Annotated in this window: 24 protein-coding genes and 1 tRNA gene; 15 read left to right on the top strand and 10 right to left on the bottom strand. The window is 72.7% G+C overall.

The window, feature by feature from the left end; all coding sequences use genetic code 11:
* Positions 1-231: 231 nt before the first annotated feature.
* Positions 232-654, top strand: a complete 423-nt coding sequence (locus tag DT019_RS05600; RefSeq protein ID WP_114035509.1) for a transglycosylase SLT domain-containing protein — start codon at positions 232-234, stop codon at positions 652-654.
* Here the strand turns inward: DT019_RS05600 and DT019_RS05595 are convergent.
* Together DT019_RS05595 and DT019_RS05590 are read right to left on the bottom strand one after the other, a co-directional pair.
* Complete coding sequence (locus DT019_RS05595) at positions 651-1,856, bottom strand: alpha/beta hydrolase (RefSeq protein ID WP_114035508.1); 1,206 nt, start codon at positions 1,854-1,856, stop codon at positions 651-653. The genes DT019_RS05600 and DT019_RS05595 overlap by 4 nt on opposite strands.
* A gap of 118 nt (positions 1,857-1,974) precedes the next feature.
* Positions 1,975-3,144 (bottom strand): steroid 3-ketoacyl-CoA thiolase, encoded by a 1,170-nt coding sequence (locus tag DT019_RS05590; protein ID WP_114035507.1) that lies wholly within the window; start codon positions 3,142-3,144, stop codon positions 1,975-1,977.
* 237 nt (positions 3,145-3,381) lie between these two features.
* Between DT019_RS05590 and DT019_RS05585 the strand changes: the two genes are divergently transcribed.
* The 5 genes from DT019_RS05585 (at position 3,382) to DT019_RS05565 (ending at position 7,481) form a co-directional block, all read left to right on the top strand.
* Positions 3,382-4,629, top strand: a complete 1,248-nt coding sequence (locus DT019_RS05585) for a cytochrome P450 (protein WP_114036023.1) — start codon at positions 3,382-3,384, stop codon at positions 4,627-4,629.
* Positions 4,630-4,710: 81 nt separating this feature from the next.
* Entirely contained in the window at positions 4,711-5,691 is a 981-nt protein-coding gene (locus DT019_RS05580; RefSeq protein ID WP_114035506.1) for a phosphotransferase family protein, read from the top strand.
* A gap of 62 nt (positions 5,692-5,753) precedes the next feature.
* The gene (locus DT019_RS05575; protein ID WP_114035505.1) at positions 5,754-6,464 is read left to right on the top strand and encodes a pyridoxamine 5'-phosphate oxidase family protein; all 711 of its coding nucleotides are present in this window, start codon (positions 5,754-5,756) and stop codon (positions 6,462-6,464) included.
* Between the two features lie 128 nt (positions 6,465-6,592).
* The gene (locus DT019_RS05570) at positions 6,593-6,919 is read left to right on the top strand and encodes an antibiotic biosynthesis monooxygenase family protein (protein WP_114035504.1); all 327 of its coding nucleotides are present in this window, start codon (positions 6,593-6,595) and stop codon (positions 6,917-6,919) included.
* Between the two features lie 58 nt (positions 6,920-6,977).
* Entirely contained in the window at positions 6,978-7,481 is a 504-nt protein-coding gene (locus DT019_RS05565; RefSeq protein WP_114035503.1) for a GNAT family N-acetyltransferase, read from the top strand.
* A 12-nt stretch (positions 7,482-7,493) separates the two neighbouring features.
* Here DT019_RS05565 and DT019_RS05560 read toward each other — a convergent pair whose 3' ends face one another.
* Entirely contained in the window at positions 7,494-9,563 is a 2,070-nt protein-coding gene (locus DT019_RS05560) for an MDR family MFS transporter (protein ID WP_114036022.1), read from the bottom strand.
* A 192-nt stretch (positions 9,564-9,755) separates the two neighbouring features.
* Here DT019_RS05560 and DT019_RS05555 point away from each other — a divergent pair, with 192 nt between their 5' ends.
* The gene (locus DT019_RS05555) at positions 9,756-10,637 is read left to right on the top strand and encodes a peptidoglycan-binding domain-containing protein (RefSeq protein WP_317617734.1); all 882 of its coding nucleotides are present in this window, start codon (positions 9,756-9,758) and stop codon (positions 10,635-10,637) included.
* 200 nt (positions 10,638-10,837) lie between these two features.
* Positions 10,838-11,509, top strand: a complete 672-nt coding sequence (locus tag DT019_RS05550; protein WP_114035501.1) for an HAD-IA family hydrolase — start codon at positions 10,838-10,840, stop codon at positions 11,507-11,509.
* 80 nt (positions 11,510-11,589) lie between these two features.
* Here the strand turns inward: DT019_RS05550 and DT019_RS05545 are convergent, their stop codons facing one another.
* Both DT019_RS05545 and DT019_RS05540 read right to left on the bottom strand, forming a co-directional pair.
* Entirely contained in the window at positions 11,590-12,171 is a 582-nt protein-coding gene (locus tag DT019_RS05545; protein ID WP_114035500.1) for a TMEM165/GDT1 family protein, read from the bottom strand.
* Between the two features lie 256 nt (positions 12,172-12,427).
* Positions 12,428-13,180 (bottom strand): ABC transporter permease, encoded by a 753-nt coding sequence (locus DT019_RS05540; protein ID WP_114035499.1) that lies wholly within the window; start codon positions 13,178-13,180, stop codon positions 12,428-12,430.
* Between the two features lie 242 nt (positions 13,181-13,422).
* Between DT019_RS05540 and DT019_RS05535 the strand changes: the two genes are divergently transcribed.
* Positions 13,423-15,102, top strand: coding sequence for an alkaline phosphatase D family protein (locus tag DT019_RS05535; RefSeq protein ID WP_114035498.1), 1,680 nt, complete (start codon positions 13,423-13,425; stop codon positions 15,100-15,102).
* A gap of 81 nt (positions 15,103-15,183) precedes the next feature.
* Positions 15,184-15,642 carry a DoxX family protein gene (locus DT019_RS05530; RefSeq protein WP_114035497.1) on the top strand — a complete coding sequence of 153 codons (459 nt, stop codon included), beginning with the start codon at positions 15,184-15,186 and terminating at the stop codon, positions 15,640-15,642.
* 78 nt (positions 15,643-15,720) lie between these two features.
* On the opposite strand, the gene DT019_RS05525 is transcribed toward DT019_RS05530, so the two are convergent.
* Complete coding sequence (locus DT019_RS05525; protein WP_223279315.1) at positions 15,721-16,314, bottom strand: superoxide dismutase family protein; 594 nt, start codon at positions 16,312-16,314, stop codon at positions 15,721-15,723.
* Between the two features lie 192 nt (positions 16,315-16,506).
* On the opposite strand from DT019_RS05525, the gene DT019_RS05520 reads away from it, so the two are divergent.
* A complete protein-coding gene (locus tag DT019_RS05520; protein ID WP_114035495.1) occupies positions 16,507-17,142 on the top strand; it encodes a DedA family protein in 636 nt (211 codons plus the stop codon).
* A 115-nt stretch (positions 17,143-17,257) separates the two neighbouring features.
* Here DT019_RS05520 and DT019_RS05515 read toward each other — a convergent pair whose 3' ends face one another.
* Entirely contained in the window at positions 17,258-17,488 is a 231-nt protein-coding gene (locus DT019_RS05515) for a DUF2277 domain-containing protein (protein ID WP_114035494.1), read from the bottom strand.
* 115 nt (positions 17,489-17,603) lie between these two features.
* Here DT019_RS05515 and DT019_RS05510 point away from each other — a divergent pair, with 115 nt between their 5' ends.
* Positions 17,604-18,017, top strand: a complete 414-nt coding sequence (locus DT019_RS05510) for an RNA-binding S4 domain-containing protein (RefSeq protein ID WP_114035493.1) — start codon at positions 17,604-17,606, stop codon at positions 18,015-18,017.
* A 119-nt stretch (positions 18,018-18,136) separates the two neighbouring features.
* Positions 18,137-18,400 (top strand): hypothetical protein, encoded by a 264-nt coding sequence (locus DT019_RS05505; protein WP_114035492.1) that lies wholly within the window; start codon positions 18,137-18,139, stop codon positions 18,398-18,400.
* A gap of 31 nt (positions 18,401-18,431) precedes the next feature.
* On the opposite strand, the gene corA is transcribed toward DT019_RS05505, so the two are convergent.
* The gene (gene corA, locus DT019_RS05500) at positions 18,432-19,517 is read right to left on the bottom strand and encodes a magnesium/cobalt transporter CorA (RefSeq protein WP_114036021.1); all 1,086 of its coding nucleotides are present in this window, start codon (positions 19,515-19,517) and stop codon (positions 18,432-18,434) included.
* Positions 19,518-19,673: 156 nt separating this feature from the next.
* The gene (locus tag DT019_RS05495) at positions 19,674-20,249 is read right to left on the bottom strand and encodes a DUF1990 family protein (RefSeq protein WP_114036020.1); all 576 of its coding nucleotides are present in this window, start codon (positions 20,247-20,249) and stop codon (positions 19,674-19,676) included.
* Between the two features lie 712 nt (positions 20,250-20,961).
* Here DT019_RS05495 and DT019_RS05490 point away from each other — a divergent pair.
* Positions 20,962-21,825: a nuclease-related domain-containing protein gene (locus tag DT019_RS05490; RefSeq protein WP_114035491.1), complete on the top strand. Its 864-nt coding sequence runs from the start codon at positions 20,962-20,964 to the stop codon at positions 21,823-21,825.
* Between the two features lie 133 nt (positions 21,826-21,958).
* Here the strand turns inward: DT019_RS05490 and DT019_RS05485 are convergent.
* A tRNA-Val gene (locus tag DT019_RS05485) sits at positions 21,959-22,030 on the bottom strand.
* A gap of 160 nt (positions 22,031-22,190) precedes the next feature.
* Between DT019_RS05485 and DT019_RS05480 the strand changes: the two genes are divergently transcribed.
* Entirely contained in the window at positions 22,191-23,552 is a 1,362-nt protein-coding gene (locus tag DT019_RS05480; RefSeq protein ID WP_114035490.1) for a hypothetical protein, read from the top strand.
* Positions 23,553-23,594 lie beyond the last annotated feature (42 nt).

Below are 23,594 nucleotides of genomic sequence, written 5' to 3'. Positions count from 1 at the left end.
TCCAAGCGGGTTCCGCCAGCGGGGCTGACCTGCGCTTATCCACCCCTTACACCCCCGGGGACGTTTCACCTCTCATGCGACTCCCACTAGTAAGCGGGGTCATTGCAGCCGCCCGGTCGGCCCGTTACAACTGTTCGAGTCGCCGGAACCACCCGGTCCGCTCGCCGGGCCGACCAACTACGGGTTCCCTCGCCGTGGAGGTCTGAGAACCTCCGGCGGAGCGCGGCGCCCATGTCCCCGAAGTTAGGTTTCGCGTTGTCTTTCGCCGCCCCTTTCACCGCTCGTAAGAAGTCCATCGCCGCTGCCGGTGCCACGCTGCTGGCCGCCGCCGGTGTCGCCATGGCCGCCGTCCCGGCCCAGGCCGCACCGACGAGCGCCCAGGCGATCGCGCAGCAGATGATGCCGTCCGACCAGTTCCAGTGCTTCAGCAAGATCGTGAACCACGAGTCCGGCTGGAACCCGTCCGCCACGAACTCCTCCTCCGGCGCCTACGGCCTGGTCCAGGCCCTGCCGGGCTCCAAGATGGCCTCCGCCGGCGCCGACTGGCAGACCAACCCGGCCACCCAGATCAAGTGGGGCCTGAACTACATGAAGGAGCGCTACGGCAGCCCGTGTGGCGCCTGGAACTTCTGGCAGCAGAACAGCTGGTACTAAGCCGTACCGGCGACGGAGTCGAAGAGCCGCACGATCTGCGGCGCCGACTTCCTGAAGGCCCCGTTGTGGTCGACCGCTCCCTGGTCGACGACCGGGGCCTTCTTTCCGTGCGCGGCGAGCTGCCGCGCACAGCTGCGCGTGTTGGCGATCGGCACGTCGGTGTCCCCGCTCGCGGTGTAGAGCCGCAGCGGCACGGACGGCTTCCAGTCGCAGGTGTGGTCGTTCTCGCGCATGGCGTCGAGCAGCGCTCCGTCCGGGTGCCGCAGCCGCTCGTAGAACGCGGGTGTGAGCAGGTCCTTCACGGTGCCCGGCAGCGCGCCGAGAATCTGCTCCTCGGTGTGCGTCCCGTCGAGCAGCCCCTCGACGACGCCCGCGTACGGGGCGCGGAAGGCCTCGGCCGGGTCCTTGTACAGGGGGTGCAGCCGGTTCTGGGCGGTCAGCCAGTAGGACATGTACAGCACTCCGCTGATGTCGTTCACCCGCCCGTCGAAGAGCGCGGGCACCTCCTGGCCCTCGATGTCGTACGGCCCCGACACGGGGGCCAGCGCCTTGAGCCGGAAGTGCGCGTCCGCGCCCTGGCTCAGCGCCTTGCCGAGTGCCATGGCGACCTGCCCGCCCTGCGAGAACCCGGTGCCGTACACGTCCCCGGTCAGCGGCCTGCCCAGCTCGCGGGCCGCGGTGCGGGTGGCCCGCAGCATGTCGAGCGAGGCGGACACGGACGACGCGGTGTCCATGTAGGGGTGGTGACCGGGCCCCTTGCCGAGGCCGAGGTAGTCGGGGGCGGCCACGGCCCGCCCGGCGGAGGCGTGCAGATAGGGGGAGAGCCGGCCGGAGTCCTCGCCCACGGAGGGCGCGTAGTCGCGGTCGACCATCGTGCCGTGGGTGTCCGCGACGAGGTCGAGCCGCCCGTGCCGCCCGTCCGCGGGCAGCACGAGCAGACCGGTGGCGGTGGTGGGGCGGCCCTGCGGGGTGACGGTCCGGTACGTGACCCGGTAGCCCCGCACTCCATACCGGACCCCGGCGCTGTCCACGTCGGCGGCCTTCAGGAAGGTGGCGACCTGGGCGGGGCCGAGGTCGGAGACCGGGGCGAGCGAGACGAGCTCGCCCCTGGCGTCCGCGGGGTGGGCCTGGGCGAGGGGAACGGCGGCGCCGACCGTCGCGAGAGCGAGGGCGGCTGCGGCGAGAACGCGTGACTTCGTCATGGGGAAGAGCCTGTCTTCTCCCCCCACCCCGCCGACATCCGACGAGCCCCCTTACGTCTAGGGGGCCTGGCACCACCCCGGCCCGCCCAGGGACGCGGTGCCGTGGGAAGGGGCGGGGCTACAGGCGCTGGATGATCGTGGCCGTGGCCAGCGCCCCGCCCGCACACATGGTGATCAGCGCGAACTCCCTGTCCCGCCGCTCAAGTTCGTGCAACGCCGTCGCGATGAGACGAGCCCCGGTCGCCCCCACGGGATGCCCCAGCGCGATCGCGCCCCCGTTGACGTTCACCTTCTCCAGGTCCTGCTCGAAGACCTGCGCCCAGCTCAGCACCACCGACGCGAACGCCTCGTTGATCTCGACGAGGTCGATGTCCCGCAGCGACATGCCCGCCTTGCCGAGCACCGCCCGCGTCGCGTCGATGGGCCCGTCGAGGTGGAAGTGCGGATCGGCCCCGACGAGGGCCTGGGCGACGATCCGCGCCCGGGGCCTGAGCTTCAGCGCGCGGGCCATCCGCTTGGACGCCCACATGATCGCCGCCGAACCGTCCGAGATCTGCGAGGAGTTGCCCGCCGTGTGCACCGCCGTCGGCATGACCGGCTTCAGCCGGCCGAGCGCCTCCATCGAGGTGTCGCGGAGCCCCTCGTCGCGGTCGACGAGGCGCCACATGCCCTGCCCGGCGGCCTGCTCCTCCTCCGTCGTGGGCACCTGCACGGCGAACGTCTCCCGCTTGAAGCGCTCCTCGGCCCAGGCGACGGCCGCCCGCTCCTGCGACAACAGGCCGAGCGAGTCGACCCGTTCGCGGGTCAGCCCCCGGTTGCGGGCGATCCGCTCGGCCGCCTCGAACTGGTTGGGGAGGTCCACGTTCCACTCGTCGGGCCACGGCTTGCCCGGCCCGTGCTTGGAGCCGGAGCCCAGCGGCACCCGGGACATCGCCTCGACCCCGCAGCTGATCCCGACGTCGATGACGCCCGCCGCGATCATGTTGGCGACCATGTGGCTCGCCTGCTGCGAGGAGCCGCACTGGCAGTCGACGGTGGTCGCGGCGGTCTCGTACGGCAGCCCCACCGCGAGCCAGGCGTTGCGTGCCGGGTTCATGGACTGCTCGCCCGCGTGGGTGACCGTGCCGCCGACGATCTGCTCGACGCAGTCGGCGTGGATGCCGGTGCGGCCGAGGAGTTCACGGTAGGTCTCACCGAGCAGGTAGGCGGGGTGCAGATTGGCGAGCGCGCCTCCACGCTTGCCGATGGGGGTGCGTACGGCTTCGACGATGACGGGTTCCGCGGCCATGAGCTCGTCCTCTCCTGACACAGCCGCTGGGTGTCCCGGCACCGCACGGCCACGAACTGATACGCGTTCTAGTTCTGAGTGCAGTCTTATGAGAGCTACCCCGGGTACGCAAGGGTTGTGCACGGCCCGCATGGGGAGTTCAGTGGGCAACAGATGCTGCCGCGGGCCTTGCTACTTGTAGAACCCGTTACTACCTTTCGGGCAACTTCTGATGGACCGTCAGACATGGAGTGGCCGATGCGTTGCCCCCACCTGCCCGACGGGTTCGACCTCACCGACCCCGACCTGCTCCAATCCCGGGTGCCGCACCCGGAGTTCGCCCAGCTGCGCCAGACGGCCCCGGTGTGGTGGTGCGCCCAGCCGACCGGCATCTCCGGCTTCCAGGACGACGGCTACTGGGCGGTGACGCGGCACGCCGACGTCAAGCACGTCTCCACCCACCCGGAGTTGTTCTCCTCCCACACCAACACCGCGGTCATCCGCTTCAACGAGTCGATCAGCCGCGAGCAGATCGACGTCCAGAAGCTGATCATGCTGAACATGGACCCGCCGGAGCACACCCGGGTCCGCCAGATCGTCCAGCGCGGCTTCACACCCCGCGCGATCCGCTCCCTGGAGGGCGCGCTGCGCGACCGGGCCCGCGGCATCGTGGACGCGGCGCTGTTGGAGGCGGACAAGAACGACGGCGCCTTCGACTTCGTCACCAACATCGCGGTCGAGCTTCCCCTCCAGGCCATCGCCGAACTGATCGGCGTCCCCCAGGAGGACCGGACGAAGATCTTCGACTGGTCCAACAAGATGGCGGCGTACGACGACCCGGAGTACGCGATCACCGAGGAGATCGGCGCCGAGGCGGCGATGGAGCTGGTGTCGTACGCGATGAACCTCGCCGCGGCCCGCAAGGAGTGCCCCGCCAAGGACATCGTCTCCCAGCTGGTCGCGGCCGAGGGCGAGGGCAATCTGCTCTCGGACGAGTTCGGCTTCTTCGTGATCCTGCTCGCGGTGGCGGGCAACGAGACGACCCGCAACGCGATCAGCCACGGCATGCACGCCTTCCTGACCCACCCCGACCAGTGGGACCTCTACAAACGCGAGCGTCCCGCGACGGCCGCCGAGGAGATCGTGCGCTGGGCGACCCCGGTCGTCTCCTTCCAGCGGACGGCGACCCAGGACACCGAGCTGGGCGGCCAGAAGATCAAGGCGGGCGACCGGGTGGGCCTCTTCTACTCCTCCGCCAACAACGACCCCGAGGTCTTCGACGAGCCGGAGCGCTTCGACATCACCCGGGACCCCAACCCCCACCTCGGCTTCGGCGGCGGCGGCCCGCACTTCTGCCTGGGCAAGTCGCTCGCGGTCCTCGAAATCAACCTGATCTTCAACGCGATCGCCGACGTCCTGCCCGACCTGCGCCTGGCCGGCGACCCGCGCCGACTGCGCTCGGCCTGGCTGAACGGCATCAAGGGCCTTCAGGTGACACGTAGTTGATCCCCAGGAGCCGGGAGGCAGGGGCCATCCCCCCTACGCCCCGCCCCTGTCTCCTTCCGGGTGGTTCGTTACGCTCGTCCCATGATCGATGGGGTGGGCACGGGGCAGGTCCGGGACGCGACGCGGCTGTGGGTCGAGCGGAGCGTGGGCGCGCGCGTCGAGCGGGCGGTCGCCCTGCACGGCGGGCTGAGCTGCGAGGTGCGGCGCCTGGACATCGGCGGCGACCGCCCCCGCTCCGTGGTGCTCCGCTCCTTCACCGATGACTTCCACCTGCCGGACGCCCACGCGATGCTGACCCGCGAGGCGGAGGTCCTGACCCTGCTCGGCCGCACCGGGGTGCCCGCGGCCGAACTGGTCGCCGTCGACCCGGACGGCACGCACTGCGCCCACCCCTCGCTGCTCATGTCGCTGCTCCCGGGCCGCGTACGCCTCGACGAGGAGGGGGCCGACGAGCGCGCGCCGCTCCTGGCCCGCCAGCTCCTCGACATCCACCGCGTCCAGGTCGCCGAGGCCGAGCGGCCGCGCGTCTGGGAGGCGTGGACCTCGGCGGAGGAGGTCGAGCTGCCGGAGGCGACCCGTCGGCCCGAGGTCTGGCGGCGCGCCGTCGACGCCATCCGCCGCCAGCCTCCCCCGTACCGGCCGACGTTGCTGCACCGCGACTTCCACCCCGGCAACGTCCTGTTCACCGGCGCCGGGGACGGCCTGCGCGTCAGCGGCGTGGTCGACTGGGTCGAGACCTCCTGGGGGCCCGCCGACCTCGACGTGGCCCACTGCTCCACCAACCTCGCGCTGCTCCACGGCGCGGCGGCCGGTCTCGCCTTCGCCGGGCAGTACGTCGCCGCGGGCGGCGAGCCGGCCGCGACCGCGCGCGACCGTCAGTACTGGCGGCTCCTGGACGCCCTCGCCTTCGCACCGGACGCCGAGGACGTCGCGCTCCCCTGGCAGGCGCTCGGCCGCACCGACCTCACCCAGGAGCTCGTCGCCCAGCGGCTGGAGGACTACCTCCAGGCCGTGCTCGACGACGGACCCGATTCCGGCGCCCCGGAGCCACACGCCTCTTGATCCCCTGCTCCCCCACTGAAACAGTTGACGAAGAAGCCTCTCGCAACCGAATCGGCAGGGAAATGGACGCACAGCGACAGGATCAGCACACCCGGCGGATACCGGCCGAGCTGGCCGTCACAGAACGGACCCGTCATCGGCGGCTCCGCGACCAGGGCAGCACGCGGGTCGAGGACCTCGACGCGATCCTGCGCGCCGGGTTCGTCTGCCACCTCGGGGTCGTCGTCGACGGCACGCCCATGGTGGTGCCGACCGTGTACGGCGTGGACTTCGACAGCCGGACGCTGTTCGTGCACGGCTCGGTCGCCAGCCGCAGCATCGTGCGGGCACCGGGGGCCACGGTCTGCGTGACCGTCACCCACGTCGACGGTCTCGTGCTCGCCCGGTCGGTGTTCGAGCACGGGGTCAACTACCGCAGCGCGATGGTCTACGCCGTGCCCCGGCTGATCACCGAGGGGGACGAGCTCCTGCACGGACTGCGGGTCCTGACCGAGCACTGCGCGCCCGGCCAGTGGGACTACGCCCGGCGCCCCAACTCCAAGGAGCTGGCGGCCACTTCGCTGCTCGCGCTGCCGCTGGACGAGGCGTCGGTGAAGGTGGCCGCGGGGCCGCCCGAGGACGGGGACGGCCCCGACGGAGAGCTGGGCCTGTGGGCCGGAGTGGTGCCGCTGCACAGCCACTTCGGCACGCCGGAGCCCGACCCCGCGCTGCCCGCGGGCATCACCGTGCCCGGTCACGTCGCGGCCCTGGGCGGCGGCAGCTCGGGGGGCTGACGGGCCACGGGCGGCGCGCGACCGGACCCGGTCCCCTCACACCGCTTTGACCTGGGCCTGTAGCAGACTGATCCCGGATGGACGAGCCGAAGGCGCCACCCCGGCGGCCTTCCGACGAGAGGTGTCGCGTGGCCAGCGTCGTAAAGATCAACGTACTGACCGTGCCGGACGAGCAGCGCGAGGTGCTGGAGAAGCGGTTCGCCGCACGGGCGGGATCGGTGGAGAACGCGGACGGGTTCGAGTGGTTCGAGCTGCTGCGGCCCGCCGAGGGAACCGATCAGTACCTCGTCTACACCCGCTGGCGCAGCGAGGAGGACTTCCAGAACTGGATGGCCACCTCCATGCGGGGCGCGCACGGCGGCCAGGGCGAGGGCGGCGAGCGGCCCAAGCCCGCCGCGTCCGCGTCCACGCTGTGGTCCTTCGAGGTCGTCCAGCAGGCCGAGCCCAAGGCGTGAGCCCGGGGGCCGATTAATTCGGTGGCCACGGCGGTCCTGCCCAGGATAGGCAGGGCCCATGAGTTGGATCATGGCTACCGAGCGGCCCGACACCCCCGACGCGAGCCTGCTGCGGCGCGACTACTACGACGAGGTGGCGAGCCGGTGGTACGGCCGGCCCGCCACCGCCGAGGAGATCGAGCAGGGTCTCGCGGACGACGGCGCGGGCCAACTGCGGCCGCCCACCGGGGACTTCGTGGTCGGCAGGTACGAGGGGCGCCCGGCGGCGTGCGGGGGTGTGCTGCTGTTCGCCCGGGCGCCGGTGATCGACGGAACGGCCCCGGCGACGGCCGAGCTCACCCGGGTGTTCGTCCGCCCCTTCGCGCGCGGGACCGGGGGCGGCGCGGCGCTGCTCTCGGCCCTGGAGGACGCGGCCCGGCGGCTCGGCGCGCGACGGCTCGCCCTGGACACCCGGCACGACCTGGTCGAGGCGCGCGGCCTGTACGCGAAGCACGGCTACCGCGAGGTGGCCCCGTACAGCGAGGGCCCGTACAGCGAGCGGTGGTTCGCCAAGGAGCTGTGATCCACAAGGGGCTCAGACGGCGGGGCCGTCGGCCCTCCCCCGGGCCAGGTGGTCGCGGGGGACGGCGGGGCCGGTCGGCCGCTCCGGGTCCGAACCCGACAGCTCCGACGAGAGTTCCGCCACCAGTTTCACCAGGTCCGTGGGGCGGTTTGGCCCCCACCAGTCACCCAGGAGCTCGGCGAGGGACTCCTCGCGCGCCGCCGCGAGACGGATCGCGACCTGGTGGCCCCGGTCCGTCAGCACCATCGGCATGCCCTCGCGCCGGGCGAGGCCCCGCTCCTCGACCTGGCGGGCGGCCTCGGTGATGACGTGCAGCGGCACGGGGCTGCGCTCGGCGAGCATGCCGGGTTCGGCGGATCCGTACTTCCTGATGCGCAGGAGCAGCCAGCTCGCCGCCGGGAGGAGGTCCAGGTCGGCCTTCTTCGTGATCGTCTCGTAGATCGCGCGGCGGCCCTCGCGCGTCCCGAGGACCGACAGGGCGCGCGCGCACTCGTCATAGGAGGACCGCTCGACGGGGTTCGAGGCCAGCGTCTGGCTGGTGTCCGGCGCGGTCACCGCGCCCCGCAGCTTGTCCTCCTTGAGCAGCCACGCCGTCAGGAAGGCGACGAGGACGACGGGCGCCGCGTACAGGAACACGTCGGTGATGGAGGAGGCGTACGCGTGCAGCACCGGCTGCCGCGCGGCGGGCGGGAGTTGGCCGATCGCGCGCGGGTCGGCGGCGATGCTGCCGGGGCCGACGCCCGGCGGGAGCGGCTGCCCGGCCAGGGCGTCGGAGAGCTTGCCGGTGAGCCGGTTGGTGAAGATCGTGCCGAAGATGGCGACACCGAACGAGGCTCCGATGGAGCGGAAGAAGGTGGCGCCGGAGGTCGCGACGCCCAGGTCCGCGTAGTCGACGGCGTTCTGCACGACCAGGACCAGGACCTGCATGACCAGGCCGAGGCCCGCGCCGAAGACGAAGAAGTAGACGCTCATCTCCCAGGTGGGGCTCGTCTCGGTGAGCCGGTGCAGGAGCAGCAGGCCGAGCGTGGTGACCGCCGTGCCCGCGATGGGGAAGACCTTCCACCGCCCGGTGCGCGACACGACCTGCCCGGACGCCGTCGACGTCAGCAGCATGCCGAGGACCATGGGCAGCATGTGCACGCCGGACATGGTCGGTGAGACGCCCTGCACGACCTGGAGGAACGTCGGCAGGTACGTCATCGCGCCGAACATCGCGAAGCCCACGATGAAGCTGATGACCGCGACGAGCGTGAACGTACGGATGCGGAACAGTTTCAGCGGCAGCACCGGCTCGACCGCCCTGCGCTCGACCGCGACGAAGGCCGCGAGCAGCACCGCGCCGAGCACCGCGAGCCCGATGATCTGCGCCGAGCCCCAGGCCCAGGTCGTGCCGCCGAGCGAGGCGACCAGGACCAGGCAGGTCGCCACCGAGGCGATGAGGAAGGTACCCAGGTAGTCGATGGTGTGCCGGGTCCCGCGCACCGGGATGTGCAGGACGGCGGCGATGACGAGGAGCGCGATGACGCCGATGGGCAGGTTGATGTAGAACACCCAGCGCCAGCTGAGCTGTTCGGTGAAGAACCCGCCGAGCAGCGGGCCGAGCACGCTCGTGGCGCCGAAGACCGCGCCGAACAGGCCCTGGTACTTGCCGCGTTCGCGCGGCGAGACGATGTCGCCGACGATCGCCATGGAGAGCACCATCAGTCCGCCGCCGCCCAGGCCCTGGAGCGCGCGGAAGCCGATCAGCTGGCCCATGTCCTGCGCGAGGCCGCACAGCGCCGAGCCGATGAGGAAGATCACGATGGCGGCCTGGAACAGCTTCTTGCGGCCGTACTGGTCGCCGAGCTTGCCCCAGAGCGGCGTCGCGGCGGTGGAGGCGAGCATGTACGCCGTGACGACCCAGGACAGGTGCTCCATCCCGCCCAGCTCGCTGACGATGGTCGGCAGCGCGGTCGAGACGATGGTCTGGTCGAGCGCGGCGATCAGCATGCCGAGCAGCAGCGCGCCGATGGCGACCAGTACGGTCCGCCGTTCCTGCCCCGCACCGGGGGCGACGGTGGCGGGAGCTGATCCCTGGGCCATGGTCACGTCCCATCCGTGTGTGTGCCGCGAGTCGCTCCCCCCATCTTGATCGGAATGGGGGGATATGGCCTGCCGGGGCGGCCGCACGGCCCGGGTGCCCCGGGGCACCCGGGCATAATCGCTCGCAGTCCATGGGGAGGGGACCCGACGATGACCGGACACGGCTGTCCTGAATGCGGTGCGGAACGCGGGGTGGACGGCAGACCCGGCTGCGGCTGCGCCGAGCGCGCCGCCGAGACTCTGCGCGCCGGGCGCTCGGCCGAGGCCGCCGCCGCGGAGGACTTCGACCCGCTGCGGATCCGGCCGTACGTGATGCTGCCGAACGCCTCGGCGGGGCCGGACCCGGAGCCGCCGCCCGTTCCCGCCGCCGAGCGGACCATGCGCCTCGCGGCGGTGCCCGCCGAACCGGCCACGCCCGCCGGCGCCGGGCACCCCGACGCAAAGGCCCCCGAAGCCCCGGCCCCGGGTCCCGCCGAGGCGCCTCGCGGGCGCCGCCGGACGGCCGCGGTGGCCATCGGCGCCGCCGCCGCGGTCGTCATCGGCACGGCGGCGTTCGCGAGCACCCTGTTCGCCGGGGACGCCACGCCGAAGCGGGCGCTGCCCACCGCCGCGGACAGCGGCGTTCCCTACAGCGGCACCGGCACCGCGTCGGCCGAGGCCCTCTCCGCCGCTCCGTCGCGTACGCCGAGGGCGACGCCGAGCCACTCCCCCTCGGCGCGCCCCTCGCCCTCGGCCACGGCGTCCAGGACCGCCTCGCCGACGCCGTCCAGGACCGCGCCCCCACCGTCCGCTCCGGCCTCGGGCCCGCCCGTGAACTCCCCCGGCGGCAAGCCGCTCGCGCCGCCGCCGAGCACGACGCTGCGGCGCGGCGACAGCGGCCCCGCGGTGCTCGAACTCCAGCAACGGCTGGCCCAGTTGGGCCTGTACACCGGCAGCACGGACGGCGGCTTCGGGTCCCGGACGGAGCGCGCGGTGCGCGACTTCCAGTCGTACACGGGTGTCGACGGCGACCCGGCCGGCGTCTACGGTCCGCCGACCCGCCGCGCCCTGGAGTCGATGACTGACCAGCCGTAGGCGGCTGCCGCCCTCAGCGGCCCGGCCGCACCGTACTGACGCACCGTCCGGGCGGGCAGGAGGGGGGGCGGGTGGCACAAACCGCCTCGCGTTTTGTATCGTGGAGGAACAAAGTGATCCCTGCCTGTACTCCCTGACCGGCGGGCGGGGATCACCTTTGTGTTTCTGCGCCCCCCGCTCCCGCGCCCTGGAGTCCGCCGATGCCGGCCAGCACCACGACCACCGTCCTGACCGCCCGCGCCTTCCTGCTGGACATGGACGGCACGATCGTGAACTCCGACGCCGTCGTGGAGCGCTGCTGGCGCCGCTGGGCCGAGCGGCACGGCCTCGACCCGGAGGCGGCGCTCAAGGTCGTCCACGGCCGCCAGGGCTACGCCACGATGGCCGTGCTGCTCCCGGACCGGCCGATGGAGCAGAACCACGCGGACAACAAGGTGATGCTCGCCGAGGAGACCGCGGACACCGACGGCGTCGTGCCGGTGGCCGGGGCCCCCGCCTTCATGGCCGCCCTCGCCGGACACCCGCACGCCCTGGTGACCTCGGCCGACGCGGCGCTCGCCCGGGCCCGGATGACGGCCGCGGACCTGCCGATGCCGGACGTGCGGGTCACCGCCGAGTGCGTGGGCGCGAGCAAGCCGGACCCGGAGGGCTTCCTCAAGGGCGCGGCCGAGCTGGGCTTCGACCCGGCGGACTGCATCGTCTTCGAGGACTCGGAGGCCGGGATCGCGGCGGGCCGGGCGGCCGGGATGCGGGTCTTGGGCGTGGGCCCGCGCGCGCACGCCCACGAGCCCACCGCGTACGTCCCGGACCTGACGCACCTCACCGTGACCGCCGAGACGGACGGCACCCTGCGCCTGGAGATCCACGGCTGACCGGGCCCGTACGGCCCCCATCGACGAACGGCCCCCGGCCTACCCCGGGGGCCGTTTTCACGCCCAGAGCCCGGCCGGGCTCAGCCCGCGATCGCCTCGAACAGGCTGAACCCGGCGAGCGCCAGCATCAGGCAGGCCGCCACCTTGGTGATCAGGCGCAGCGGCACGTGCTTCATCAGGGTGCGGCCGCCCACGATGCCGAGCCCGGCGACCGCCCACAGGCCGAGCACCGCGCCGATGCCGACGGACAGCGGGTTGTCGTAACGGGCGGCCAGGTTGGCCGTCATGATCTGGGTCAGATCACCGAACTCGGCGACCAGGATCAGCATGAAGCCCGCCCCCGACACCTTCCAGAACGACTGGTCGGCGGGCGCCTTCACTTCCTCGTCGTCCTCGTCCTTCTTGAAGAGCAGCATCGCCGCGCCCGCGAGGAAGAGCACGCCGACGATCGCCTGGAGCAGCCGGTGCGGCAGCAGGGTCAGCACGCTGCCCGCCGCGATGGCGAGGACCACGTGGACGGCGAAGGCGGCCGCGACCCCGACGAAGACGTAGGAGGCCTTGTAGCGGGTGCCGAGCATCAGTCCCGCGAGCGCGGTCTTGTCGGGGAGTTCGGCGAGGAAGATCACGCCGAAGGTGATCGCCATGATCGTGAAGCTGAGCACGGAAGGGGTTCCTCAATCGGTCGGGCGCGGCCGTACCGAGAGCAGTTCGGAGCTGAATCCGGGGTCGCTTCGGCACGGCAGCGCCATGAATGGTCATGGTCACTGCGGCCGAAGGTCTCGCTGGCGCGTCCCTGACGGGCACGCGCCTCCGGGCGCCGGCCGAGAACCCCTGGGGGACACGGCAGTATGTCGACGTTCCGGCGAAGAGCTACTCCCCTTCTGCGCCCTCAAGGGTACGGCATGGCTCGCGCACCCATCAGGGACCAAGGTCCCGTACGTCCCGGTGGACCCGGCCCCGGGCGACGAGTTCGAGCACCACGGACACCGCTATCGCCTGGACGGCCATGAGCGCGACGAGCACGAAGAGCTGGACCGCGCCCGCCTGCACGGGCGAGGCGCCGCCGAGCAGCATGCCCACGAAGGCGCCCGGCAGCGTGACCAATCCCACGGTCCTGGTCTGGTCGAGGCCGGGCAGCAGCGCGTCCGAGGCGGCGGGCCGGGCGATCTCCAGGCGGGCGTCCCGGTCGAGCAGGCCGAGCGCCATCCCGGCCTCCACCTCGCCGCGCCGCGCGGTCAGCTCGTCGAGCGCCCGCCGCCCGCCGAGCACGGTCGCGGTCAGCGCGCCGCCGATGAGGATGCCGGTCACCGGGATCAGCGCGATGCCCTTGACCGGGACGAGGCCGGTGAGCAGCAGCGCCGAGACGACCGGGACGACTCCGGCCGCGATGGGGGCGGCCGCCCACCACCAGGTGGTGTTGGCGGTCATGCGGCGGCCCGCGGTGCGGACCGCGACGGCGAACATCAGCGTCAGGAAACCCAGCAGCAGCGGCAGGGAGCCGACCACCCAGTGGATCGCCAGGGCGACCACGCCCAGCTGAACGGCCGCCCGCACCCCGGCGATCAGGATCTCGCGGTGCCGCCCCAGGTGCGTGGCCGCGGCCACGCCCGCGGCGAGGAGGAGCAGGGCGACGAGAACGGCCCCGAGCGTGACATTCACCGGCAGCAACACGCGCCCACCGTACGACGGGCGCCTGTCGGGAGCGGCCCGCGGAGACGGCGCGTCGGTACCACCGCGCCCCTGCCCGGTCGCGGGGCGCCGTGCGCCTCCCCGGGCCCTCACCGTCGGCCGCGTCGAACGGCACACCGGGCACCTGGCCATCAACGGCCGCTGTCACAACGCCTGTTGAAACCTGTCGGACCCCTGCGTCGTTCCGTACCGTACGAACGGACCGGCGACAAAGGGGGCATCACATGGCCGGGCTTCGCCTGGGGCCGCTGTTGCGTTACGTGGATCCGCGGGGGTCCGCCACGGTATGGGTCGAAGCGGACCGGCCCTGCACGGCCCGGGTGCGCTGCGCCGACGGCACCGAGGGCGCCGCCCGTACGTTCCAGATCGCCGGGCACCACTACGCGCTGATCCCGCTGGACGGGCTGGCTCCGGGCCCGGCCACCGCGTACCAGGTACTGCTCGACGAGCGGCCGGTCTGGCCGCTGCCCCACTCCCGCTTCCCGCCGAGCACCATCGCGGTCCCGGCGGGCGGCTCCGGCCGGCTCCGCGTCACCTTCGGCTCGTGCCGCCGCGCGCCCGAACCCGGCGGCGCGGACGCGCTGGACGCCCTGGCCGCGGGGCTCGCGGCCGACCCGGCGGCCGGGCGGCCCGATCTCCTGCTGCTCCTCGGCGACCAGGTCTACGCGGACAGCGTCTCGGCGGGCACCCGGGCCTGGCTGGCCGCGCGCCGCGACCCCCGCGACGCCCCGGGCGCGCAGGTCGCGGACTACGAGGAGTACACCCGGCTGTACTACGAGTCCTGGCTCGACCCCGAGGTGCGCTGGCTCCTTTCCACCGTCCCGAGCTGCCACATCTTCGACGACCACGACGTGATCGACGACTGGAACACCAGCGCCGCCTGGCTCGAGGAGATGCGTGCCACCCCCTGGTGGCAGGAGCGGGTGATCAGCGGGCTGATGTCGTACTGGGTCCATCAGCACCTGGGCAACCTCTCACCCGCCGAGCTCGCCGCCGATCCGCTGTACGCGCGGGTGCGGGCCGCGCCGGACGGCACCGAGGCGCTGCGCGAGTTCGCCGCGCTCGCCGACGCGGACCCGGCGGCCGTGCGCTGGAGCTACCGGCGCGACTTCGGCCGCACCCGGCTGGTGATGGTGGACACCCGGGCCGCCCGCGTGCTGGCCGAGGGGCGGCGGGCGATGCTCGACGAGGGCGAGGCGAAGTGGCTGCGTGAGCAGGTCCCCGCGCCCGGCACCTGTGACCACCTCCTCATCGGGGCCTCGCTGCCCTGGCTGCTCCCGCCGCTCATCCATGACGCGGAGGGCTGGAACGCGGCGCTGTGCGCGGGCTCGCGCGGGCCGCGCTGGGCACGCCTCGGCGAGAACCTGCGGCGGCGGGCCGACCTGGAGCACTGGGCCGCTTTCCCGGAGTCGTTCGGGCATCTGGCCGAGCTGATCGCCACGGCGGGGTCGGAGGCCGGCGCTCCGGCCACCATCACCGTGCTGTCGGGTGATGTGCACCACGCATACGTGGCGGAGCCCTTCTGGCCAAATTCTGCGCCCCAACTCATTTCGCACGTCGCGCAGTTGACGTGTTCTCCGGTCCACAACTCCGTTCCGGCCCCCGTGCGGGCCGGATTCCGCTTCGGCTGGAGCCGTCTGGGGCGCCGTCTCGGCCGCGCCCTGACCCGGCACGGACGAGTGGTTCGGCCGCCGCTCGACTGGCGCAGGGCCGGTGGGCCGTGGTTCGGCAATCAGCTCATGACCCTTACGCTGCAAGGCCGTTCGGCACAGCTGCGGCTCGATCAGGCGCGCCGCGCGAGCCGTTGGCGAATTGGTCCAGTCCAACTGACAACCGTTGTGGATCGGCCACTCGCCCCCGGCGGCACGCCTGGCTCAATTCACCCAGCCGAAACAAGACATTAAGAATGTTGAACTTGCAAGCACTACTGAGGGCCGCCTAACCTGTGGGTCCCATCGGTCACGTCCCCCACCGAAGGAGCCCTCATGGCCTCCCCCACGCTCGACGCCGAGCGCGCGCGTCCCTACGCGCTCGCCCTGTTCCGCATAGTCATCGGCCTCCTCTTCGCCTGCCACGGCGCCGCCTCCCTGTTCGGCGTCTTCGGTGGAGCGATGGGCGGCGGCTCCATCCCGGCGGGCACCTGGCCGGGCTGGTACGCGGCGGTGATCCAGCTCGTCGGCGGCATCCTGGTGCTGACCGGCCTCTTCACCCGCGCCGCGGCGCTGGTCTCCTCCGGCTCGATGGCGTACGCGTACTTCAGCGTCCACCAGTCCCACGCGCTGCTCCCCCTGCAGAACGGCGGCGAGGCCTCCGCGATGTACTGCTGGGCGTTCCTGCTCCTCGTCTTCACCGGGCCCGGCGCACTCGCCCTCGACCAGCTCCTGGGCGCCCGCCGCACCGCCGGGCCGGCCGCCGACAGCCAGCGCGAGACCGTCGCCGCCTGAGCGCGGCCGGGGCTCCGGCCCCAACGCCCACCCAGTTGACCGGAGTTCAGCCGCAGAACTCCGGTCAGCGGCCGGTCGTCAACCGGCGGCACGCGGCGCCTTCGGCGCGGCGAACGGCACCGTGAAGCAGGCGAGCCGGTCCCCCTTGCCGCCGGGCTCCCGGTGGATCACCACCGAGTTGGCCTCGCCGGGCCGGAACCCCCAGGCGTGGTGCGCGACCGCCGCGCCGTCCCCGTGCGCGTCGGACGTGAAGTCCAGCCACACCTCGTTGGCCGGGCCGGACAGCGGCGCGGCCGAGTCCCGGTAGTGGTCCCCCGCGTCCTTGGGGCTGCCGCCGCAGGGGGCCCGGTGCACATGCACGCCGTACGCGTGCCCCGGCGCGAGGCCGCGCACCCGCAGCGCCACGGTCGTCCCGCCGGACTCCTCCCGGCCCGCCCGCCCGCCGTCCCGCGCCCCCGCCGTCCGCTGCTCCACCCCGATCCACGCACCGGCCGGTACGAGATCCATGGCGTACGTCACCGCCGGGGAGGGGATGAAGGCGCCGGGCGGCGCGAACCGGGCCTGCGTCCGCAGCAGCACCGCGTCCCTCGGGCCTTCACCGCCCGTGCCCTGGCCCGCGGCCCCACCGGCGAACACCACGAGCGCCGCCACCCCGGCCTGCACCGCGGACATCCTCGACACCATGCTCCACTCCCAACGATCATGTCCCGCTCGACTCTCCCTGTGCTGTAACACCAGCCACCCCTGGCAGAAACCCCCAGAGGCCCAGGCGTACGCTGTACGGCTGTACCGCCGCCCCTGCCGCTTCCCCGCGACACCGCGGTATTCAGTCCCGGGGAACCGACAAGCCGCAGAGGAGCGAACGTGCTGGAGAGTGTGGGGGCGCTGACGTCCAGCCCCTGGATCTACGCCGTGGTCACGCTCTCCGTGCTGCTCGACGTCTTCCTGCCGGTGCTCCCCAGCGGCGTGCTGGTGATCACTGCGGCGACCACGGCGGCCGGTTCGGCGGGCGTGGCCGGAGCCGGGGACGCCACCCGGGCCGGGCACGCCGATCTGCTCCTGCTCGCCGCGTGCGCGGCGACCGCCTCCGTCCTGGGCGACCTGATCGCCTACCGCCTCGCGCGGCGCGGCGGCGCCCGTCTGGAGCGCGCGATCGCCCGCTCCCGCCGCCTGACCCGGGCGCAGGAACGACTCGGCATCGCCCTCAGCCGGGGCGGCGGCGGCCTGGTCGTCATCGCGCGCTTCGCCCCCGCCGGGCGCTCCGTCGTCTCGCTCGGCGCGGGCGCCGCGCACCGCAAGGTCCGCGAGTTCCTGCCGTGGTCGGCGCTCGCGGGCGTGGCCTGGGCGACGTACAGCGTGGGGCTCGGCTACTTCGGCGGGCAGTGGCTCGGCGCGACCTGGCTGGGCACGGCGGTCTCCGTGCTCGCCCTGTTCGCGGCGGGCGGCCTCGCGGCGTACGTCATGAAGCGCCCCGCGCCGACGACGGCCCCGGCGTCCTGACGAGGGCGAGCCCCGCGTCGCGACCAGAGCGCGCCAGGCCGTGCGGCGTCGCCACGCCTGACGAAGGCACCCCCTCCCGCCCAGCGCGCGCGGCCCATCCTGCCCGCCCTCCTGGCTAGGCGGGCTTCCGCGCGGCCGCCCCGCGCACCTCAAGGCCGGCGAGCAGCTCGCGGGTCGCCTCCGCTATCTCGTCCACCGCGCGCTCGAAGACCTCCCTGTTGTGCTCGGCGGGCGCCCGGAAGCCGGACACCTTGCGTACGTACTGCAGGGCCGCGGCCCTGATGTCGTCGTCGGTGGCCTCCTGCGGCATGGCCGGCGGCCTCAGCGTCTTGATACTTCTGCACATGCCCCCAGTGTGACCGACGCCACTGACAACGCCTTCCGGGTGCAGCGACCGGCACTCCGGGTCCGGGTCCGAAATCCGCGCGGCCGCGCCGCCGTCGCCGTCTAGAGTCGACGGCATGGCGGAAGAAGCGAACGGCACCAGCACCGGCCCCGTACGCGTCGACAGCTGGATCTGGTCGGTCCGGCTCACCAAGACGCGCTCCCAGGCGGGCACGGCCTGCCGGGCCGGCCACGTCCAGGTCAACGGCGAGCGCGTCAAGGCCGCCCACCAGGTCAAGGTGGGCGACGAGGTGCGGCTGCGCATGGACGGCCGGGAGCGGATCGTCAAGGTGGCCAAGCTGCTGCGCAAGCGGGTCGGCGCCCCGGTCGCGGTCGAGGCCTACGTCGACGACAGCCCGCCGCCGCCCGCCCGCGCGGACGTCCTCGCCGCGGGCGTACGGGACCGCGGTCTGGGCCGTCCGACCAAGCGTGACCGGCGCGAGATGGAGCGGCTGCGCGGCCTCAACGAGAGCCGCCGCACGGCGGGTTGAGGGGGTGGCCGGGCTCCACCGGCCGTTAACCCGGGGGCAACTCGCGCGGTCCCGGAGTACCTTGGAGGCTTGAAACGGGGGCCAGGGGAAGCCCCCGATCTGTCCCTCAAGGACCCACCATGATCCTCTGGATGATCCTTCTCGCCCTGATCCTGTACGGATTCGGACTCAGCCTCGGCAGCATCGTCTTCTGGGTGGCCGTCGTGGCAGCTCTGCTCACCCTCAACCGCCGCGTAGGCGGCGGCGGTTCGGCCTCCGGCGGCGGATCCGGCCGCATGGACTCCGACTACCGCGCCTACCGTGCCCGCCGGGACCGGATGGACCGCTGGGAGCGCCGCTACCGGCGCGAGCGCCAGGGCCTGTTCTCCCGGCACCGCAACTGACCGGCCGTCAGCACCGGCGCGGCGGCGGGCTTCAGAGCCAGCCGTTGCGCCGGAACCCGCGATGGATGACGAAACAGGCCACGGCCATGACCCCCAGGGCCATGAAGTAGCCGTAGCGCCAGTGTAGTTCGGGCATGTTCTCGAAGTTCATGCCGTAGATGCCGCACACCATGGTCGGCACCGCGACGATGGCCGCCCACGCCGTGATCTTCCGCATGTCCTCGTTCTGGGCCACCGTGACCTGGGCGAGGTGGGCCTGGAGGATGGAGTCGAGCAGCCCGTCGAAGGCGGCGATCTGCTCGGTGGTGCGCAGCAGGTGGTCGGCGACGTCGCGGAAGTACGGCCTGACGTCCGCGGCGACCGAGGGCACCGCTTCACCGGCGAGCTTCTGCAGCGGCCGGTCGAGCGGTGCCACCGCCCGCTTCAGTTCCAGGAGTTCACGCTTGAGCTGATAGATCCGCCCGGCGTCACCGCGCCCCGCGTTCTCGGCGAAGACGGCCGTCTCGACCGCGTCCATGTCGCTCTGCATGGCGTCGGTGACGGCGAGGTATTCGTCGACGACGTGGTCGGCGATGGCGTGCAGCACGGCCGAGGGCCCCTTGGCGAGCTGCTCGCGCTCCTTCTCCAGCACCTCCCGCAGGGGCCCGAGCGAGCCGTGCATGCCGTGCCGCACGGTGATCACGAAGTCGGGCCCGGTGAACACCATCAGCTCCCCGGTGTCCACCACCTCGCTGCTGGCGGTGAGTTCCTCGTGCTCGACGTACCGGCACGTCTTGAAGACGGAGAACAGGATGTCGTCGTACGGCACGACCTTGGGCCGCTGGTGCGCGCTCACCGCGTCCTCGACGGCCAGCGGGTGCAGCCCGAACAGCTCGGCGAGCCCCGCGAACTCCTCCTCGGTCGGCTCGTGCAGCCCGATCCACACGAAGGCGCCGCCGCCCGCCTTGCGCACCCGGCGCAGCGCCTCGTCGACGGGGCAGTCCTCCTTCTGCCGCATGCCGTCCGCGTACACGACGCAGTTGACGACCGCGCTCCCCAGCGGCGAGCGCGCCGGATGGCTGAGGTCGACGGTCCGCCGGTAGGCGCGGCGCACCGCCCTCCGCAGGTTCCGCATCATCGCCACGACCCGATTCCCTTCCCCGAACGAGCGGCCAGTGTGCCACCGCCTCCTGTGCCCTTGCGCGCCTCCCCGGGAATGCCCGCCCGCACTCCCCGAAGGCGCCCGTACGCACCTCCCTGGGAGACGTGCCGCGCCCCGTCGGCGTTCCCGTCGTCAGGGCGGTCCCTCGCGGACGGCGGCGGCCACCGACAGCAGGTAACGCCGGACCACCAGGTCCTGGAGCAGGCGCGTGAGGGGTCCGCCGAGCCGGGCGTACCAGCGTGCGGGCCGCGAGAACGCCATGACCTCGAACCAGACCAGCCCGTCGGCCTCACGCCCCACGACGAACGCCTCCTCGCCGCATTCGGGGTGTCCGGGCAGGGTGCCGTAGGCGAATCCGATGCGTTCTGCGGCCCGTACGGTCCACACCACCCGGCACGGGACGACCAGGCGCGGAAAGGGCAGGCCGGGCGGTCGCGCGACGATGAGCACGGTCGCGCCGGGCACGGCGGGTGCGGCGGGCCGCACCCCGAACCCCGCACCGCGCTGCGCGCCCCAGGCCAGGACGAGCGCACCGGCCCGCTCGAAGGTGTCCTGTCCGTACCCGACCCGGATCCGCCGCCGGAAGGTGCGGTACCCGGCCTCGGCGCCGGGCAGCGCCCGCTCGCCGGTCGCGCCCACCTCCGGATAGCAGGGCTGTGCCGCGCGGGCGCGTGCGTACGCCGCCCGCAGACTCCGCTTCACGACCATGATCACCCCTCGCCTCACCCTCACCACGCACCAGAACCAGAACCCGAACCACACGGAACCGCGCCCGAACTCCCAGGCCCCCACAGCCCCGCGGATCCATGGCAGCCACATCCCGCACGGGGGTTACTTTTCAGCCAACCACAGGCGTAATCTCGGCCATCCGGCGGAGTCCCTCCCCGCTCCTGACCCGCCGGGCCCCGGGCCGAGCGTTTCCCCGAGCACGCTGCGGCACCGGCCGAGAAGCCCCGTCCCCACCCCGACGGGGCTTCCCGCCGAACACGCCCTTTCATCCTGCGCGCTGATGGAGGGGGTGGCCATGGGCCGACGCCGCGGTCGTCCGGCCCCTCACCTCAACGAGGCCGCCGAACCGGCCGCGCCGTCGCGGTCACCTCCACGGGCGGCCTTCTGGCGGGCTCCTCAGGGCCGCGGCTCGCCGCCACAGCGCGTCGAAGGTGTGCCGCGACCAGACACCGGGCGCGCTTCCTCCCCGCACGTCCGAAAGCTCGGCGCGCAGACGCACACACCTCTTCGACCGCTTCCGCGCTTGGGCACGCGATGTCCCGGGCGAACCCGTTTCCTGAACCAAGTAACCAAGGCTTAGCACCCCTTGAGGGCACAGGGCGGCTTCTACGGCGTCTGCCGTCTTGCGGGGACGCTACCTCGGCTGTTGACATGTTGGTGCGGGGGAGCACGCCGACGCCGGGGGGCCAGCGTGAGCGAACTGAAGATCACTGTGTGGAAGCGGTACGGGCATGACCGGCTGTATGTGAACCTCCCGAACGGAGTGGCCGTCGCATTCCTCGACCGGCACACCGGCGAGGTCACCATCCTGCGGGACGAGTACCGAACTGCCGCTACCCAGGCCCTCGTTCAGTACCTTCCCAGCGCCGATCCACCCGCTCCCCCGCCCCGGCCTCCGGCCCCACCCCGCCCCGCACCGCGCCCCCTGCCCGAGCTCGGCCGGGAGGACGACCTCGCTCTGCGAGAGCCGGGCAAGGCCCTGCGGGACAAGCTCCGCGACGAGGGGCCCGGCCCCGTCGAGCGCTTCGTGGACCTGCTTCTGCGTCGCGAGACCGAGTGGGACTCCTGGCGGAAGGGGCTGGCCGGTGAGAAGCGGGTGGGCCGGGAGTTGCGCCGATTGTCCGCAGACGGCTGGTTCGTCCTGCACTCCGTACCGCTTCCCCGCGATGTCGACATCGACCATCTCCTCATCGGGCCCGGCGGCGTGTTCAGCATCAACACCAAGCGTCATCCCGACAAGGACGTCTGGGTCGGAGACGACGTGGTCAAGGTCGACCACGGCAAGCCCCAGCCCTATCTGCGAAAGAGCCGTGCCGAAGCCAGGCGCGTGCGGCGGGTGCTGGAGCGCTACTGCGGCTTCGAGGTCCCGGTGACACCGGTCCTGGTCTTCGTCGACATCCGCCACCTCGACAAGGTCCCCACCCTGCTCGATGTCCGCGTCTATGAGGAGCGGGCCGTCTCCGCACTGGCCCCTCTCAGGGGAGTGCTCCGGCCCGAGCAGGTACGGCAGCTCTACGAGATCGCCCGCCGCAAGCCCGTGTGGGAGAACGCCTGAGGCGGCCAGGCCATGCCAGGGGCCCCGACCGGCCGCTCAGGAGGCGACCCGGATCGGAGTTGCCGTCGGCGGCGACGTCCGGAGTGAATGCGCAAGGCCCCCCGCCAAGATCGGCGGGGGGCCTTCGTACCGGTGGGCGTGGACGGTTTCGAACCGCCGACATCTGCTTTGTAAGAGCAGCGCTCTACCCCTGAGCTACACACCCGTGGATGAGGGAACAGCGTACATGGCTCATGGGGTGCGGTCGCAAACCCGTAAGAACCGGTGAGGAGGGAGAGGGGAAGCGTGAACTGACCGGGCCGTGTGTTCGTCCTTTCCTGGTGGGAGAATGGAACGGGCAGGGCGACTCAGCACGGGAGAGGGATGTGACGGCGACACACGCGCGGCCGTACAGCAGAGCGGGTGCCACCGTCCGGGACGTGCTGGCGCTCATCGCGTTCCCCGTGGTGCTCGGCGCCGCGGTGCTGCCGGGTGCCTTCGCCGGGGGCGGCACGCGCCGCTGGTTCGGCGGGCGGGGCGAGAGCATGCGCGCCGACGCGCAGGCGGCCAAGGACGCGGCGGCGGCCGCGTTCTACGAACTGGACACCGCCCAGCGCGATCTGCGGATCTCCATCGAGACGATCACGGCGGTGGACAGTTCGCCCGGCGGCCGCCGGGCCGTGGACGACTTCGAGGCGCTCGGCCGCCGCATCGACGAGGTCAGCAACCAGTACATCACCGCTGTCGACGCCCACGACCTGGACCGGGACGACCTGGACGCCTCCGTCGCCTCCCGGGCGCGGGCCGAGCTGACCGCCGCCAAGGACGCACTCGTCCGGGTGAAGGGCGAGCTCGACCGCTTCGAGCAGAACCTGCGGCCCCTCCTGGACACCGCCGAGACCCAGCTCGCCCGGCTCGCCCCGGCCATCGAGCGGGCTCGGCACGCGCTGCTCGGCGCCAGCACCGCCCTGGACGCCGTGCGCGCCTCGGGGCTGCGGGCCGACGAGCTCGCGGCCCGGCTCGCCGCGCTCGGGCCGGAGCTCACCAAGCTCAACCAGGGGGCCGGGCAACACGGCGTGCCCGAGACGCTCCAGCGTGCCGACCGGGTGCTGCGCGAGGCCGAGGCGCTGCGTTCCGAGGCCGAGCAACTGCCCGCCAGGGCCGCCGAGATCGACCGCAGGCTGGTCTCGCTGCGCACCCGCGCCCAGGCGCTGACCACCCGGGCCGGGGCGGTCGACCCGGTCCTGAGCGAGCTGCGCAGGCGCTTCGCCGCCGCCTGCTGGCAGGACCTCCAGCAGGTGCCCGAGCAGGCCGTCGTCTCCGTACGGCAGGCGGAGGACAAGCTCAAGGAGGCGGCCAAGGCGCGCGATGAGCAGCGCTGGGCCGACGCGACCTCGCGGCTCAGTACGGTGCGGGCGCTGCTCAACACCACCGACGAGGCCGTCTCGGCCGCCGGTGACCGGCTGAACCGGCTCAACGCCGTGGCGAAGGACCCGCAGCAGGAGATCCAGCGCACCCGGTTCGCGATCCGCGACGCCCAGCGGCTGGCGATGTCCGGCCGCAACACCCCCGATCCGAAGCACGCGGGACCCCTGGACGAATCGGTGGCGCGGCTGGAGCGGGCCATCGCCACGCTCGAGGGCAGGCACCCGGACTACTGGCACTTCCTGACCGAGACCGAGGCGGTGCGGGCGACCGTGGCGCAGGTGGTGGCCCGCATCCGCGAGGAGCGCGGCCACGGCGCGTGACCGGCTGTCGCGGGTCGTAGCGGCGGGCCTCCCGCTGAGTTG

Source organism: Streptomyces sp. SDr-06 (assembly GCF_003324565.1).
Classification (GTDB): domain Bacteria; phylum Actinomycetota; class Actinomycetes; order Streptomycetales; family Streptomycetaceae; genus Streptomyces.
Note: the sequence above shows the minus strand (reverse complement) of the source record. Positions and strands in the feature narration are given on the sequence as shown.